Raw genomic sequence first — 16279 nt, 5'->3', positions numbered from 1 at the left:
TGCAACGAAACCGGCGCCCACTGCGTTGAGGAGGGTCATGAGCGCAAGTACGGCGTTCGACGCCTGGGTCTCGGCCACGCAGTCCCGCCTGCTCCGGTACGCCTACCTGCTGTGCGCCGACCGGGAAGAGGCCCGAGACGTGGTCCAGGACGTCCTCAGCCGCATGTTCAGCCGGTTCGACCGTCTCCACGGCGACGGCGGGATCGACGCCTACGCCACCCGGTCCGTCACCAACGAGGTGATCTCGAGGCGACGCCGTCAGCAGCTCGAGACCGTCGCCCTCACACGGGAGCCGGCGATGCAGTCGGCGACCGAGAAGGTGCCGGACCGCGTCGTCGCCTGGGACCTGTGCAGGGAACTGCCGATGCCCCAGCGCGCCGCGGTGGTGCTCCGGTTCTACGAAGACCTGGACTTCGCGCGGATCGGCGAGCTGCTCGACATGCCGGAGGCCACTGCCCGCTCACACGTCCACCGCGCGCTGGCCGCGCTACGGGAGCGACTCGACCAGGAGGATCACCGATGAGTGACAGAGCAGAGCAGGCATTCCGCGAGGCCTTCGCCGAGCAGGCGAGGATCCCGCTCGGAGGGGTCGCGCCCCGTCGGCCGCGGCGAGGACCCCTCCCGTGGCTGGCCGCGGCAGCCGTGGTGCTGGTGGCACTCGGGGTGCCGCTGTGGCTGCTGCTGGACGGCGACGGTGACGTCGCGCTCCCGGCCACCACGACGTCGCCATCGGCAACCGGGGAGCAACCCGGGCCGACGCTGAGCGGTCTCCCCGCGCCGGAGGAGGGCTGGAAGTGGGTCTCCCGCCACGACGTCGCAGTGCAGGTGCCCGAGGAGTGGCGCTACGACGACTACGCTTGGTCCGCGTCGTCGTGGTGCATCAACGGCAAGTCGGAACCGGACGTCCCGGAGGCCCCGTTCGTCAGTTCCCCGTGGGGAGCGGTGGCGGCGATCGCGTGCCCAGAGCTCCGGCCCGAGTGGGTCCAGATGCACCTCGAGTGGATGCCGGTCGGCGTCGAGTCCGGGACACCCCTCACCGAACAGGTATCCGCGGTCGTGGGGGACACCGAGGTGGTCGTGACACTGACCGCCGAGCCGACCGACCAGGACCGCGCGCTCGCCGGGACGATCACCGGCTCTGCCGTCATCCTGGAGCGAGACGCGGCCGGTTGCGTCCCCGTCTCGCCCATCGCTGACATCGACGCGAGGCCTGTCCCGGCCTGGGACGTCACGGAGGCCGACGAGGTGTCCGAGGTGGGGCTGTGCCGCTACCAGGAACAGGGTGACGACTCGTTGCTGATGGGATCCAGACTGCTCGTCGACGACGAGGCCGCCGCCTTCGCCCGCGCGCTCGCCGCCGCACCCGAGGGAGTGGGGGGAGAACCGGACAGTTGCATCGAGGGTTATCAGGAGACCGCCGGCGTGGTGGTCCACGTCCTGGACGCCTCGGGGGTACGCGACGTCTTCCTGCGGGTGGACGGTTGTCGCCTCCTGGGGGCCGACGACGGCACCACCAGGCGTCTGCTCACCGAGGACATGTGCGTGCCCATCTTCCGGCGCGAGCCGCCGGACATGGTCACCGGGGGAGGCATCGATCCCCACATCTGCTGGAACTGACAGGAGCCGGACCGATCAGTTCTTGTGACCCCGTGTTCTGCGCGCAGCACGAGCAGTGATTTGATGTGGGCATGGCTGACAAGATCGAGGTGGGGCGTGCGGTCACGCCCGAGGGTGTCGTCGAGAACGCGGTGATCGTGGTCGAGGACGGCCGCATCGTCGCGGTGGAGCAGGCCGAGAGCGTCTCGGGCGAGTACGCCGGGCTGGTGGCTGTGCCGGGCTTCGTGGACACCCACTGCCACGGCGCGGAGGGCGTCAGCTTCGGGGCGCCCGACCCGGAGGGCAACCTCCGGGCGATCCGGTACCACCGGCGCAACGGCACCACCACCATCTTCGGTTCGACCGTCACGGCCACCATCGAGAACCTCGAGGCCCAGATCGCTGTGCTCCGCGGCCTCTTCGAGCGCGGGGAGCTGGCCGGCATCCACCTGGAGGGCCCGTTCCTCGCGCCGGAGAAGAAGGGCGCCCACGAGCTGGCCCTGCTCATCGACCCGGACCCCGAATCGGTCCAGCGGCTGATCACCGCAGGCGGGCCCGCGCTGAAGATGGTCACCATGGCCACCGAGCGCGAGCACTCCCGCGAGGCCATCGCCACCTTCACCGGGGCCGGGGTCAAGGTCGCCTTCGGCCACTCGAACGCCGACGAGGCCAGGACCCGCGACGCCCTGGACTGGGGCGCGGACCTGGTCACGCACCTCTTCAACGCCATGCGCCCCATCCACCACCGTGACGCCGGCCCGGTCCCCGTGCTGCTGACCGACGAGCGCTGCATGGTGGAGCTCATCTGCGACGGCGTCCACCACGCCCCCGTCATCGCGCGGATGTCCATCGACGCCGCGGGCGTGGACCGCGTCGCCATGGTGACCGACGCCATGAGCGCCACCGGCATGGGCGACGGCAGCTACGTGCTGGGCGAGCTCGCGGTGGAGGTCACCGACGGCACCGCCCGCCTCGTGACCGACGACGGCAGCCCCGGCGCCATCGCAGGCTCCACCCTGACGATGGGGCGGGCGTTCCGCTACCTGGTGCAGCAGGTGGAGTGCACCATCGAGGAGGCGGCCGTGATGTGCGCCACCACCCCCGCCCGCTGGCACGGACTGGAGGACGTGGGACAGCTGGCCCCCGGTCGCTGGGCCGACGTGTGCATCGTGGACGCCGAGGGCGAACTGCGCGCCGTGATCCGCCACGGGGAACTGGTCTCCTAGTCCCGCACGATCTCCACGGGCGCGTCGAGCCCACGGATCCGTGGCGGGTCAGCCCGAAGCAACTCCGCCGGCGTGGACCATGGGGACTCCACCACGCGACGAGTTCCCGCCCTCGGGTGGACCTCGTAGCGGAACCCCAGTGGTGAGCGCCACACCATCAGCATCGACCGTGGTTGCTCGACGGTCCAACTGCCCCTGGTCTTGGCCCGGTGCACGAGCCGGCTCAGCGGGGCGAGGTTGCCCAGCCGGGTCTGCCCCGGCCCCCTGGCGCGGTACGGCACCGTGTGGTCCAGGTCCAGACTGGGAGTGGTGCGGCCGGAGAATGGGAAGAGTTCGTGCGGCGCTGCCAGGGCGACGGCCTCCCGGAGCCGGGCGGACGGGACGTACTGGTCCTCGGCGGGCACGTCATTGAGGTCGATCACCGGCTGGACCGTGATGTCGATGCCCTGCAATGCCTCCGCGAGGGTCTCCACTGTGATGTGCCCGGCCCGGTCCACCCGCGCAGCTCCCTCGAGGTTCCCGAGCGCATCCACGTGCAGGTGCACCGCGATCCCCAACCGTGGGCGCAGCTTGTGAAGCGGAGTGGTGATGGTCCCGCAGAGTGGCCCGGGGCAGGAGAGCGGGGACTCCGCGTCCCCACGTCCCGCGGGTAGCGTCGGCTGTGCAGCCTGCTGGAGCATCGCGAGCGCCCGGGCGGGGTTGGACAGAACTCCGAGTGCCCGCGCTCGGAGCACCTCCTTCGAGCACTCCGGGTGCTCGGCGCCAAGGATCTCCGCGATGCGCTCGACCGCGGCGTCCAGATAGCGGGCGTCCAGGGTCTCCAGCCTGCCGGTCAGGTTCATGGTGCCCTCGTGGAGGCCCCAGACGTGCACCCCCAGCTGGGTCCGCAGCCTGCGTTCACGTCTTGCGGCGCGCTCCGGGTCCGCATTGGTCACGAGCCGGGCGAGTTGGTTGAAGGCGCTGGTCCAGGCGTGGCGGTGCTGCACCTTCAACCACTTGTTCGTCACCTCGTCGGCGACTTCCTGGGGAAGCTCCTGGCACTTGCGCGCGGCGGCGCAGGCGCGGTCCGGTTCGATCGCGAGGTCGATCATCCTTGCGTACAGGCCGGGATGCCGGTGGCGTAGGTTCACGGCGTCGGCGATCATTCCGGCAGCGGCGCGCGGGGTGACACCCAGCAAGCCAGCGACCTCCAGACAGGTGAACTCCGACACGCTCGGTGCCCCCGGGCCGAGGGCCACCCGGCGCTCCGCAAGGACGGGCATGACGTCGTCGTGACCCACCGAGTAGTTGACCGCGAACTCCGCGATGAGCATGGTCCGCCGCGCCAGCGCCTGCCGGGCCAGGTGGTCGGTTCCCACCAGCTCCCGTGCCAGCATCTGCGCCGTCTCGTCCATGGATCAACGCTATCGGCGGCCACTGACAGCACGACGCTCGTCGCTCGGAGACCCGAATCTGTGGGTCGGGCAATCCCAACCCCCGTCGGCGGGTTCGGACTAGACTGCCCCCGGAGGTGGTCGGAGGACATGAGCGGTGACCTGATCGACACGACGGAGATGTATCTCCGCACTGTGTACGAGCTGTTGGAGGAGGGCGTGCCGCCCCTGCGGGCGCGCATCGCCGAGCGGCTGCACCAGTCCGGACCGACGGTGTCGCAGACCGTTGCGCGGATGGAGCGCGACGGGCTCCTGGTCGTCGAGGAGGACCGCCACATCAAGCTCACCCCGCTGGGTGCGAAGCTGGCCCGTGACGTGATGCGCAAGCACCGTCTGGCCGAGTGCCTCCTCACCGAGGTCATCGGACTCGAGTGGGACAAGGTCCACGAGGAGGCCTGCCGCTGGGAGCACGTCATCTCCCTCGACGTCGAGCGCCGCCTCGTGGATATCCTGGACTCGCCGACGTTCTCCCCGTACGGGAACCCGATCCCGGGGCTGAAGGAACTCGGTGTGGACGCGCAGCAGGTGCCGTTTCGCAGGGGCGTCGTGCCGCTCTCGGAGCACGTCGCGGCATTCGGTGCCGCCCCGGCCCGACTGGAGCGGATGAGCGAGAACGTCCAGAACAACCCGGACACGATCGAGGGCATCGCCGCCATCGGACTGCGTCCCGGGGTCGAGTTCACCGCTAGGGCGGTGGTCGGCGGCCTCGAGCTGATGCTGGGCGAGAGGACGCTTTTCGTCTCCACCCAGACCGCCGAGCAGCTGTTCGTCGCGCAGGCTTCGGCATGAGCGAGGCCGCCTCGGGGGTCCGCTGGTACGGTTCGCGCCGTCCCGGGGCCTCGGAATGGGTGCTCGAGCACTCTCACGGTGGCGACCACGACCCGTACCGATGGCTCGCCCGCGCCGTGGCAGACTCCGCCACCAAGGTCCTGGACCTGGCCTGCGGCACGGGCGCCCTCACCCGACGGCTGGTGCGGCCCGGCCGCATGACCGTCGGGGTGGACCTGTCCGGGGCGAACCTCGAGGCGGCGCTGGAGGCGGGGCCGGGCACCTATCTGAGGGCCGACGTCGGCTACCTCCCGTTCAGGGACAACAGCTTCGACGCCGTCGTCACCAGCCTCGGGCTGGGTGTGGTGGCGGACCGGGGACGCTTCCTGGAGGAGGCGGCGAGGGTGCTGCGCCCCGGGGGAGTGTTCGCCGCACTGTCGCCGTCGCTGCGACCGTTCAACGCCGAGGACCTACGTATCTCCAGCCAACTCGCGGGCTACCTCCGGGTCACTCCGCAGCTGCCCGGACTCTCGGAGTTCCGGGCGAAGAAGATGCTCGCCGATGCCGGCCTGAAGAAGGTGGAGGACTCCCGCTCCCGCTACCACTACGAGGTGGCCTCGCGGGAGGACGCCGAGTTCCTGCTCGCGGGTCTGCGCCAGGCACCTGACCGCGCGCGGTCCTCCGCCGCGCTCGAGTTCCTCGCCGCGCGCGCCGAGGCGGAGCCCTTCCGGGTGCCGTTGCCGATGCGCCGCATCGTCGCCCTCAAGTAACCGCTGTGGAATTTCTGCGGGGCGAGTAGCGTTGTGCAGGACGAACCAAGAGACATCGACAGATAGGGGGTCGCCAAATGTCGACCACTGACCTGACCAAGGAAAACTTCGCCTCCACCATCGAGGGCAACGGAGTCGTGCTCATCGACTTCTGGGCTGACTGGTGTGGTCCGTGCCAGCGCTTCGCGCCGATCTACGACGAGGCCTCCGGCCGGCACGAGGACGTCGTCTTCGCGAAGCTGGACACCGAGGCCAATCAGGAGATCTCCGCTGCGCTCGAGATCCAGTCCATCCCCACGCTGATGGGCTTCCGCGACGGCGCGCTCGTGTTCCGCCAGTCCGGACTCCTCAACGGCAAGCAGCTCGACAGCCTCGTGGAGCAGATCAAGGCACTCGACATGGACAAGCTGAAGGAGGAGGCGGCCAAGGGCTGACCTTCACCCCCAGTCACCGAAGAACATCCCGCCCGGGCATCCGGGCGGGATGTTCTTTTCAACCCCCTTGCATCTGCGGTACTTGGTGTTACTATCTACTGGTACTCAGTGACATTGAGTACCGATGAAAGGACAGCGATGGGCAAGCAGATGACCGAGATGCTCAAGGGCACGCTCGAGGGCATCATCCTGGCGCTCCTCGCGGTACGCCCGGCCTACGGCTACGAAATCACCGCCCGGCTGCGGGAGGAGGGTTTCTCCGACATCGCGGAGGGCACCGTGTATGCGCTGCTCGTGCGCGTGGAGCAGCGCGGACTGGTTGACGTGGACAAGGTGCCCTCCGAGAAGGGCCCGCCGCGCAAGGTGTACTCGCTGAACGCAGCGGGCCGCGCGCAGCTCGACGAGTTCTGGAAGACGTGGAGCTTCCTGGCCTCCCGGATCACCCAACTCCACGAACACGTCGAGCAGCAAGGGGAACGAGCATGACCAGATGGATCGAGAAGGTGACCGGGTCCCTCGAGGACAAGCGCCGATGGCGCGCCTACAACACCCGCAAGGCTGCCCTGCCGGTCGGCTACCGCACCGCCATCGACGGGATCGAGCGCTACCTGATGCGCTCGGCCGCCATCGTCAAGGGCGACGTGCTGGTGCAGATGCTCGAGGACCTGATCGAGCTCGTCGAGGCTTCTGCGGCCGACGGCACACCGATCCGCGACGTGGTCGGCGACGATCCCGTCGAGTTCGCGGACGCCTTCGCGGCCAACTACCGCGACAGCCATTGGATCGACAGGGAGCGCACCCGCCTCGCCGCTGCGATGGACGAGGCCGTCCAACAGCAGGGGGCCAACGGGGAAGGGGGTGCCGGCGATGAGCGCTGAGCAACGAGCCGATCTCGCCATCTCGGCGCGGGGGATTGAGAAGTCCTTCAAGGGCCTGCACGTGCTGCGTGGCGTGGACCTCGACGTCCGCGCCGGCAGCATCGTGGCCCTGCTGGGATCGAACGGGGCAGGCAAGACGACGCTGGTGCGGATCCTCTCCACCCTCACTGCGGCCGACGCCGGCACGGCCATGGTGAACGGCTTCGACGTCGCCTCCGAGGGGCGGGCCGTGCGCAGCTCGATCAGCCTCACGGGGCAGTACGCCGCGATCGACGAGCGGCTCTCCGGGCGCGAGAACCTGGTGCTGGTGGCGCGGCTCCGGCACGTCCCTGACCCGCGCGCGACCGCCGACGACCTGCTCCGGCGGTTCGCGCTCAGCGAGGCCGGCGGCCGGAAGGCGGGCGAGTACTCGGGCGGCATGCGACGTCGGCTCGACATCGCGATGAGCCTGGTCGGGGACCCGGCCGTCGTCTTCCTCGACGAGCCCACCACGGGCCTCGACCCGCAGTCGCGAGGAGAGGTCTGGGAGACCGTGCGGCGACTGGCCGACGGCGGCACAACCGTGCTGCTCACCACCCAGTACCTCGACGAGGCCGAGCAGTTGGCCGAACGCATCGCCGTCCTCCACGAGGGCACCATCATCCAGTACGGCACTCTCGCGGAACTGAAGCGGCTGCTCCTCCCGACGGAGGTCGAGTACGTCGAGAAGCAACCGTCGCTGGAGGACGTGTTCCTCGCCCTCGTCGGCAGCGGCGCAACCACGAGAGGTGGATCACTGTGAGCACGACCTTCCTCACCGACACCGGTGTCCTCACCGGCCGCTCGCTGCGCCACGTGGTGCGCAGCCCCGACACGATCATCACGACCGCTGTCACCCCGATCGCGGTGATGCTGTTGTTCGTCTACGTGTTCGGCGGCGCGATCCTCACGAACGCCGGCTCGCCCTACCTCGACTACATGCTGCCGGGGATCCTGCTGATGACGATCGCCTCCGGCGTGGCCTACACGGCCTACCGACTGTTCCTCGACCTGCAGGGCGGCATCTTCGAGCGCTTCCAGTCCATGCCGATCGCGCGCTCCAGCGTGCTGTGGGCCCACGTGCTGACGTCGGTGGCGGCCAACCTCGTGGCGGTCGCCCTCGTCATCGGCGTGGCGTTGCTGATGGGTTTCCGTACGGGGGCGTCGGTGGGCGCCTGGCTCGCGGTCGCGGGCATCCTGGCGCTGTTCACGCTGGCACTGACCTGGATCGCGGTGATCGCGGGGCTCGGGGCGAAGTCGGTCGAGGGGGCGAGCGCGTTCAGCTATCCGCTGATCTTCCTCCCGTTCGTCAGCTCCGCGTTCGTGCCGACGGACTCGATGCCCGGCCCGGTGGCGTGGTTCGCCGAGAACCAGCCGCTCACCTCGATCGTCGACTCCATCCGCGCCCTGTTCGTGGGGCAGCCGGTGGGTGGGGACCTGTTGACCGCCCTGGCCTGGCTCGTCGTCGTCCTCGTGCTGGCCAACGCGCTCGCGTTGACGGCGTACCGGCGACGGCGCCAGTGACAACCCGCTAGCCGACCCCGCCTGATCCGGCGGGAAACCGGTCTCCTAGAGTGTTTGGCAAGCGAGCCAAGGAGGGCGACGTGGCGGTGGACCCGAGGGACATGACAGTACTTCCGGACCTGACCAGGACGGAGAGCCGGGTATCCCCGGTGCGTTCTCGTAGGCCCGTCTACCTGGACCTGTTGCCGCCCTGCAACGCAGGTTGTCCGGCGGGGGAGAACATCCAGGAATGGCTACGACTCATCAAGGTCGGCCGCCACGAGGACGCCTGGCGCCAGCTCACCCGGGACAACCCGTTCCCCGCCATCCACGGCCGCGTCTGCTACCACCCGTGCGAGACGGCCTGCAACCGCGCCGACCTCGACGAGTCGGTCTCGATCCGCTCCGTGGAGCGCTACCTGGGAGACCTGGCGATCGAGCGCGGCTGGCGCTTCGAGCCTCCGGCCCGCACCTCCGGGCGGCGGGTCCTGGTCGTCGGCGCAGGCCCGTCCGGGCTGTCGGCCGCCTACCACCTGCGTCGCCTCGGACATGACGTGGAGGTGCACGACGCCGCGGACCTGCCGGGCGGGATGATGCGCTACGGCATCCCCGAGTACCGGCTGCCCCGCTCCGTCCTCGACGCCGAGATCGGCCGCCTCGTCGACATCGGCGTGGTGTTCCGGAACAACACCCCGGTCAAGGACCTGATGCGCACGCAGCGCGAGGGTGGCTTCGACGCGGTCTTCGTGGCCATCGGGGCGCACCTGTCCAAGCGGGTCGAGATCCCCACCTCCGACGCCGGCCGCATCGTCGACGCCGTGGGCTTCCTGCGCGACGTCGCTTCCGGCGGACGGCCGGTCATCGGTCGTCGCGTCGCCGTCTACGGCGGTGGCAACACAGCCATGGACGCGGCCCGCGTGGCGCGTCGGCTGGGCGCCGAGGAGTCCGTGATCGTCTACCGCCGCACCGCCGAGCAGATGCCCGCCCACGCCGAGGAGCGCGAGGGCGCCGAGGCCGAGGGCGTCCGGATGAACTGGCTTCGCACCATCACCTCGATGGACGAGGGGGACCTCACCGTGGAGGTCATGGAACTCGACGAGGACGGCCGCGCCCGCGGCACCGGCCGGTTCGAGCAACTGGCCGCCGACACGGTGATCCTCGCCCTGGGGCAGGAGGCCGACACCGGCTTCCTGCACGACGTGCCCGGGATGCGGTTCGACTCCGACGTGGTCACCGTGGACTCCAGCACGCTCATGACCGACGTCCCCGGCATCTTCGCCGGTGGCGACGCGGTCCCTTCCGAGCGCACGGTCACCGTCGGCGTCGGGCACGGCAAGAAGGCGGCCCGCTGCATCGACAAGTGGCTCAACCTGGATGCGTCACCACCACGCCCGAAGGGGCAGTCGCAGGTGGGACTCGACCAGATGAACCTCTGGTACTTCGGCGGGCACGACCGACGCACCCACGTCGAGTCCGAGCCGGACGAGCGCATCGCCGACTTCAGCGAGATCGTGGCGGGCCTCACCGAGCAGGAGGCCGAGTTCGAGGCCAGGCGCTGCCTGAGTTGCGGCAACTGCTTCGAGTGCGACGGCTGCTTCGGTGCCTGCCCGGAGGACGCGGTCATCAAGCTTGGCCCGGGCAACCGGTACCGCTTCGACTACGAACTCTGCACCGGGTGCGCCACCTGCTACGAGCAGTGCCCGGTGCACGCCATCTCGATGGTCCCGGAGGAGGGACGATGAACGAGCGAGTCATCATCGACGGCAACGAGGCCGCTGCCGACGTCGCCTACCGCCTGACGGAGTTGTGCTCCATCTACCCGATCACGCCCAGTTCCACGATGGCCGAACTGGCCGACGAGTGGGCGTCGAAGGGCCGCACCAACGTCTGGGGCCAGGTGCCCACGGTGATCGAGATGCAGTCCGAGGGCGGCGCCGCGGGCGCGATGCACGGCGCACTGCAGGGCGGTGCGCTGTCCACCACGTTCACGGCCTCGCAGGGCCTGTTGCTGATGATCCCGAACCTCTTCCGGATCGCCGGCGAGCTGACGTCATCGGTGTTCCACGTGGCCGCGCGGTCGCTCGCGACCCAGGGATTGTCCATCTTCGGCGACCACCAGGACGTGATGGCCATCCGCCAGACAGGTGTCTGCCTGCTCAGCTCCGCGTCCGTGCAGGAGGCCCACGACATGGCGGCCGTCGCGCACCTGGCCACGCTGCTGACCAGGCTGCCGGTGGTGCACTTCTTCGACGGTTTCCGCACCTCGCACGAGCTCAACACCGTCGAGCTGCTGACCGACGACCAGCTCCGCGAGCTGGTGCCGCGCGAGCTCGTGCTGGAGCACCGGGCGCGGGCCCTCAGCCCGGCCAACCCGTTCATCCGAGGCACCGCGCAGAACCCCGACACCTACTTCCAGTCGCGGGAGACCGCCAACCCGTTCTACGACCGCACGCCGGAGACGATGGCCGCCGCCATGCGACGCTTCGCCGAGGTCGCCGGCCGCGAGTACTCGCTGGTCGAGTACCACGGTGACCCGAACGCCGAGCGGGTCGTGGTGGTGATGGGCTCCGGCGTCGAGGCCGTCATCCCGGTGGTTGAGCACCTCAACCGGGAGCAGGGCGCCACGGGTGTGCTGTTCGTGCGGCTCTACCGGCCGTTCCCGACCGAGGCCTTCCTGGACGCACTGCCGCAGTCGGTTCGCCGGATCGCAGTGCTCGACCGCACCAAGGAGCCGGGCGCCGGCGGCGAGCCGCTGTTCCTGGACGTCAACTCCGCCCTCGGCGAGGCCTACTCCTCAGGGAGGCGCGCGACCATGCCGCAGGTGGTCGGAGGCCGCTACGGCCTCTCCAGCAAGGAGTTCACCCCGGCGATGGTCAAGGCCGTGTTCGCCGAACTCGAGCGCCCGAACCCCAGGCCGCGGTTCACCGTCGGCATCAACGACGACGTGACCCACCTCTCGCTGGAGCACGACCCATCCTTCCAGCTGCCCGACCCCGACACGGTGGGCGCGGTGTTCTACGGCCTCGGCTCCGACGGCACCGTCGGCGCCAACAAGAACACCATCAAGATCCTCGGCTCGTCGGGGGAGATGTACGCGCAGGGCTACTTCGTCTACGACTCCAAGAAGTCCGGCTCCCGAACCGTCAGCCACCTGCGCTTCGGCCCCAACCCGATCCGAGCGCCCTACCTGGTGGCCAGGGCGGACTTCGTCGGCTGCCACCACTGGTCCATCCTCGAGCGGGTCGACGTGCTGGAGTTCGCCCGTCCCGGCGCGACGCTGCTGGTGAACTCGCCGCACCCCGCCGACGAGCTGTGGGACCGCCTGCCCGGACCGGTGCAGGAACGAATCGCCGAGCTGGGCATCGACCTGTACTGCATCGACGCCTCCCGCGTGGCCCGGGCCGCCGGGCTGGGTTCGCGCACCAACACCATCCTGCAGACCTGCTTCTTCGCCATCTCCGGGGTGCTGCCGCGCGAGGAGGCCTTCGAGCGGATCAAGGACGCGATCACGAAGACCTACGCCCGCAAGTCCGCCGAGGTGGTCCGCAAGAACCACCTGGCCGTCGAGCAGTCACTGGCACACCTGCACCGGGTCCCGGTGCCCAGCGCGGCCACGGGAACCAGGGCGATGCTGGCCGCCGTACCCGACGACGCGCCCGAGTTCGTGCGCACCGTGACCGCCACCATGCTGGAGGGCAGGGGCGACCTGCTCCCGGTCTCCGCGCTGCCGGTGGACGGCACCTACCCCTCGGGCACCACCCGCTACGAGAAGCGCAACATCTCCGACATCGTGGCGGTCTGGGACCCGGAGGCCTGCATCCAGTGCGGGAACTGCTCGTTCGTGTGCCCCCACTCGGTGCTGCGGGCGAAGTACTACCCCCAGGACAAGCTCTCGCTCGCGCCCGACGGGTTCCTCAGTGCTCCCCTCGACGCGGCCGGGCTTCCGGACACCAGCTACACGCTCCAGGTCTACGCCGAGGACTGCACCGGCTGTGGGCTCTGCGTGGAGGCGTGCCCGGTCAAGCCGATCGGCCAGCCGTCGCGCCGGGCCATCAACCTCGAGCCGGTCGCGGACCGCTCCACCGAGCGCAGGGCCGTCGAGTTCTTCGAGGAGCTGCCGCTGAACAACCGCGCTCGGGTGGACTTCGGGACGGTGCGCGGCACGCAGTTCCTGCAGCCCCTGTTCGAGTTCTCCGGTGCCTGCTCCGGCTGCGGGGAGACGCCCTACCTGAAGCTGCTGACCCAGCTGTTCGGGGACCGGGCCTCGGTGGCCAACGCCACCGGCTGCTCCTCGATCTACGGTGGTAACCTCCCGACGACGCCGTGGGCCACCAATGCCGAGGGCCGTGGCCCGGCCTGGTCGAACTCCCTGTTCGAGGACAACGCCGAGTTCGGTCTCGGGCTGCGGCTGGCCGCCGACCTGCACGAGGACCTCGCCCGCACCCGGCTGGGGGAGCTCCGGACCGAGATCGGCGACGACGCCCTCGTGGAGGCGCTGCTGCACGCGCCGCAGCGCCACGAGTCCGAACTCCAGGCCCAGGCGGCGCGGCTCAAGCAGCTGCTCGCGCGGCTCGAGGGCATGGAGGGCGCCAAGGCCGCCGACCTGCGCTCGGTCGCCGACCACCTGCTGCGCCGCTCGGTGTGGATCGTCGGCGGCGACGGCTGGGCCTACGACATCGGCTCGGCCGGTGTCGACCACGTGCTCGCCTCCGGGCGTGACGTCAACGTGCTGGTCCTCGACACCGAGGTGTACTCGAACACCGGCGGGCAGGCCTCGAAGTCGACCCCGCTGGGCGCCGTCGCGAAGTTCGCCGCCGGCGGCAAGCTCACGAACAAGAAGGACATGGCCATGCAGGCGATGGCCTACGGATCGGTGTACGTGGCGCGCGTCGCGATGGGCGCCGACCCGCAGCAGACGCTCAAGGCGTTCCGCGAGGCGGAAGCCTACGACGGGCCGAGCCTGATCATCGCCTACAGCCACTGCATCGCCCACGGCTACGACATCCGCAAGGGCCTGGACCAGCAGTACAAGGCGGTCAACTCCGGACACTGGCCCCTGATGCGCTACAACCCGGTGCTCCGCAACAACGGAGCGAACCCGTTCCTGCTCGACTCGCCCAGACCGCGGCTTTCCCTGGCGGACTACCAGGGCGCCGAGTTGCGCTACCAGGTCCTGCACACGACGGATCCGGTGGAGGCCGAACGGCTCGCCGCGCACGCGCAGCAGCAGGTGGATCGACGCTGGGCCGAGTACGAGGAGCTCGCGACCCGCGGCCCCGAGGCGTTCGCGGCCGACACGAGGAGGGGAGAGATCAATGCCTGACCTGACCACGAACTACCTGGGGCTGCAGTTGCGCAACCCGGTCGTCGCCTCAGCGGGTCCGATCTCGCAGTCGGTCACCGGGATCAGGTCGCTCGCGGACGCCGGCGTCGGGGCCGTGGTCATGTACTCGCTGTTCGAGGAGCAGGTCCGCCGCCAGGCCGAGTACACGGCAGAACTCGCCATGGTGCACGAGCCGTTCGCCGAGGCGACGGCGTTCCTGCCCGGGGTGCACCACGACCCGGACGGCATCACCCAGTACCTGAAGCTGCTCGAGGTGGCCGCCGACGCGGTCGACGTCCCCGTGATCGCCTCCCTGAACGGCGCCGCTCCCGGGAGCTGGACGACGATGGCGCGACACCTCGAGGAGGCCGGGGCCGCCGCGCTGGAACTCAACATCTACTTCGTCCCCGGAGACCTGACCATGACGGGCGCCGACGTCGAGCGGCGACACCTGGAGATCGTCCGGGCGGTGAAGGAGACCGTGCGGGTGCCGGTGGCGGTGAAGCTCAGCCCGTACTTCTCGTCGGTGGGGCACTTCTGCCTCGCCCTCGACGAGGTCGGGGTCGACGGACTGGTGCTGTTCAACCGCTTCCTGCAGCCGGACATCGACGTCGACCGGTTGGAGGTGCGCTCCGGCGTGACCCTGTCGTCGCCGAACGAGGCCCGGCTCCCGCGGACCTGGATCGCAGTGCTCAGGGACAAGGTGCGGGCCTCGCTGGCCGCCACCTCCGGCGTGGCCGACCACGAGGACGTCGTGAAGTACATCCTGGCGGGGGCCGACGTCGTGATGTCCACCTCCGCGCTGGTGCGCCACGGCGCCGCCCATGCCCGCGGTCTGGTCGACGGCCTCGACGCCTGGCTGGAGCGCAAGGACCTCACCCTCGCCGCGGCGCGCGGACTTCTCGCCGTCCCCCCGCACACTCCGGCCGCCGGCTACGAGCGTGCCGGGTACGTCGCGTCCCTGCTCAAGGCCAAGGAGGTCTACGGCTCGCTGAACTGAGCCGGCAGCTCCCTCTCTGCGCCCAGCCGGGCCCGGTCCGCTGCGGCGCGGCCCTGCATCTCCGAGTACGGGTCCAGCACCTCCGTGGCACCGCGCCACGAGCCGCGGACGCCGTGCTCGCGGCTCATGCGCTCGTAGTAGCCGGAGACCTCCACGCCCTTGGCCACGAGCGCGAGCGCGCGGGAGGCATCTGCCGGGGGGGTGGGGAAGTCCTGGGCGGGTGCGACGGCGCCGGAGGCCACCTGGGCGGATCTCTGGGCGGCACGCAACCGGGCGCCGATGCGCTTGGTCCAACCCTCGTAGAACGCCGCCCTCGCGGTGCGGCCGTGGACGGGCCGGTGGGCGCCGGAGCGGATGTAGGCGTCCGCGTCGGCCACCATCTGAAGGACCAGCGTCACGTAGAGCGTCTTGGTGACCGCGATGTCCATGGGGAATCCGTAGAGGGTGACGCCGGTGTTGTCGCCGCGGATGGTGCAGCGCAGGTCATTCGCGCCGGCGACGGCGAGCATGAGGGAGATGAACCTGACGTTCGACGGCTTGCCGCGGTGCCCGAGGCGCACCGGCTCGAACGTCGGGTCCTGGCGCTGCCCATCAGTGTGGGCAGCCCGGGCGACGGCGAGCTCGATGGAGTTCAGCGTCGCAAGCTCCTGGGCCTTGGCGAAGAAGGCGTCTCGCTCGGCCTCGGTTGAGGCGCCCTCTGCGTGGCGCAGCAGTTTCCCGACCTTCGCGAGCATCCCGTCGTCCACGGGCCGGAGGCTGTCGAGGCCGGACTGTTGGTGGGCGTCGCTGAGCATGGAGGCCACCTGGACCCAGCCGATGTCCTTCAACAGCTGCACGAACGTCTGCCGGAAGCCCGCGCCGTGGGCGTCGATGATGGCGCCGTGGGTGCCGGTGTTGAGGTGGTGGGCGAGTTCATGCAGCACCACCAGCCCCCGCAGTGCCCACGCGCCCCCGCGCTCGCGCTCCGGGAGCCGGATCACCCCGTCGCCGTAGGTGGCCTTCTTCCAGCCCCGGTGGCTGACCACCCTGACGTCGGCCTGCTCCCGGCCGCGGTAGTTCGAACCGAACCCGCCGGCCTGCTGCCGCAGGCGGGTGAGGACTTCGGTGACGAAAACCGCCACCTCGGCCGGTCTGGAGAATCGTGGCTCGGGCTCCGGCCGGTAGGTGACCGTGCGTGCGTGTGCGCCGTCCCTCAGCACCACCCGGACCTCACCCGTCTCCGGCGCGACGGAGTCCAGCCACGAGGTGACCATGTCCTCGGCCGCATACGTCAGTCTCTGCTCCGGATCCTCCATGCCGCGAGCATGCCAGAGGGTACCGACAAGTGCGC

15 protein-coding genes are annotated in these 16279 nt (G+C 69.9%); 13 read left to right on the top strand and 2 right to left on the bottom strand.

Features of this window, described 5'->3' with window-relative positions; genetic code table 11:
- Positions 1-37: 37 nt before the first annotated feature.
- The 3 genes from FOJ82_RS04300 to nagA all read left to right on the top strand — a co-directional run bounded on the left by FOJ82_RS04300 (position 38) and on the right by nagA (position 2822).
- Positions 38-523, top strand: coding sequence for an RNA polymerase sigma factor (locus tag FOJ82_RS04300; protein ID WP_143937176.1), 486 nt, complete (start codon positions 38-40; stop codon positions 521-523).
- Positions 520-1617 (top strand): hypothetical protein, encoded by a 1098-nt coding sequence (locus FOJ82_RS04295; protein ID WP_143937175.1) that lies wholly within the window; start codon positions 520-522, stop codon positions 1615-1617. Before FOJ82_RS04300 ends, FOJ82_RS04295 begins: the two co-directional genes overlap by 4 nt.
- A gap of 71 nt (positions 1618-1688) precedes the next feature.
- Entirely contained in the window at positions 1689-2822 is a 1134-nt protein-coding gene (nagA, locus tag FOJ82_RS04290) for an N-acetylglucosamine-6-phosphate deacetylase (RefSeq protein WP_143937174.1), read from the top strand.
- On the opposite strand, the gene FOJ82_RS04285 is transcribed toward nagA, so the two are convergent.
- Positions 2819-4216, bottom strand: a complete 1398-nt coding sequence (locus FOJ82_RS04285) for an uL10 family ribosomal protein (RefSeq protein ID WP_143937173.1) — start codon at positions 4214-4216, stop codon at positions 2819-2821. The two genes, nagA and FOJ82_RS04285, sit on opposite strands and share 4 nt — an antisense overlap.
- A 129-nt stretch (positions 4217-4345) precedes the next feature.
- On the opposite strand from FOJ82_RS04285, the gene FOJ82_RS04280 reads away from it, so the two are divergent.
- From FOJ82_RS04280 to FOJ82_RS04235, 10 genes are all read left to right on the top strand, one after another.
- Positions 4346-5044, top strand: a complete 699-nt coding sequence (locus tag FOJ82_RS04280; protein WP_143937172.1) for an iron-dependent transcriptional repressor DtxR — start codon at positions 4346-4348, stop codon at positions 5042-5044.
- Complete coding sequence (locus tag FOJ82_RS04275; RefSeq protein WP_143937171.1) at positions 5041-5793, top strand: class I SAM-dependent methyltransferase; 753 nt, start codon at positions 5041-5043, stop codon at positions 5791-5793. Before FOJ82_RS04280 ends, FOJ82_RS04275 begins: the two co-directional genes overlap by 4 nt.
- A gap of 77 nt (positions 5794-5870) precedes the next feature.
- Positions 5871-6227, top strand: a complete 357-nt coding sequence (gene trxA / locus FOJ82_RS04270; RefSeq protein ID WP_143937170.1) for a thioredoxin — start codon at positions 5871-5873, stop codon at positions 6225-6227.
- A 138-nt stretch (positions 6228-6365) separates the two neighbouring features.
- Entirely contained in the window at positions 6366-6713 is a 348-nt protein-coding gene (locus FOJ82_RS04265; protein ID WP_143937169.1) for a PadR family transcriptional regulator, read from the top strand.
- Complete coding sequence (locus tag FOJ82_RS04260) at positions 6710-7105, top strand: DUF1048 domain-containing protein (protein WP_143937168.1); 396 nt, start codon at positions 6710-6712, stop codon at positions 7103-7105. The genes FOJ82_RS04265 and FOJ82_RS04260 overlap by 4 nt, the downstream gene beginning before the upstream one ends.
- Positions 7095-7886 carry an ABC transporter ATP-binding protein gene (locus FOJ82_RS04255; RefSeq protein WP_143937167.1) on the top strand — a complete coding sequence of 264 codons (792 nt, stop codon included), beginning with the start codon at positions 7095-7097 and terminating at the stop codon, positions 7884-7886. The genes FOJ82_RS04260 and FOJ82_RS04255 overlap by 11 nt, the downstream gene beginning before the upstream one ends.
- Positions 7883-8647, top strand: coding sequence for an ABC transporter permease (locus FOJ82_RS04250; RefSeq protein WP_143937166.1), 765 nt, complete (start codon positions 7883-7885; stop codon positions 8645-8647). Before FOJ82_RS04255 ends, FOJ82_RS04250 begins: the two co-directional genes overlap by 4 nt.
- Positions 8648-8748: 101 nt before the next feature.
- The gene (locus FOJ82_RS04245) at positions 8749-10368 is read left to right on the top strand and encodes an NAD(P)-binding protein (RefSeq protein ID WP_143937409.1); all 1620 of its coding nucleotides are present in this window, start codon (positions 8749-8751) and stop codon (positions 10366-10368) included.
- Complete coding sequence (gene nifJ / locus FOJ82_RS04240) at positions 10365-13949, top strand: pyruvate:ferredoxin (flavodoxin) oxidoreductase (protein ID WP_143937165.1); 3585 nt, start codon at positions 10365-10367, stop codon at positions 13947-13949. Before FOJ82_RS04245 ends, nifJ begins: the two co-directional genes overlap by 4 nt.
- The gene (locus FOJ82_RS04235) at positions 13942-14949 is read left to right on the top strand and encodes a dihydroorotate dehydrogenase-like protein (RefSeq protein ID WP_143937164.1); all 1008 of its coding nucleotides are present in this window, start codon (positions 13942-13944) and stop codon (positions 14947-14949) included. The genes nifJ and FOJ82_RS04235 overlap by 8 nt, the downstream gene beginning before the upstream one ends.
- Here FOJ82_RS04235 and FOJ82_RS04230 read toward each other — a convergent pair.
- Positions 14931-16244, bottom strand: a complete 1314-nt coding sequence (locus FOJ82_RS04230; RefSeq protein ID WP_143937163.1) for a DUF7168 domain-containing protein — start codon at positions 16242-16244, stop codon at positions 14931-14933. The two genes, FOJ82_RS04235 and FOJ82_RS04230, sit on opposite strands and share 19 nt — an antisense overlap.
- Positions 16245-16279: the final 35 nt, after the last annotated feature.

It is taken from the genome of Tessaracoccus rhinocerotis (assembly GCF_007197885.1).
GTDB classification, from domain to species: Bacteria; Actinomycetota; Actinomycetes; order Propionibacteriales; family Propionibacteriaceae; genus Arachnia; species Arachnia rhinocerotis.
This window is presented reverse-complemented; position numbering and strand designations above follow the sequence as displayed.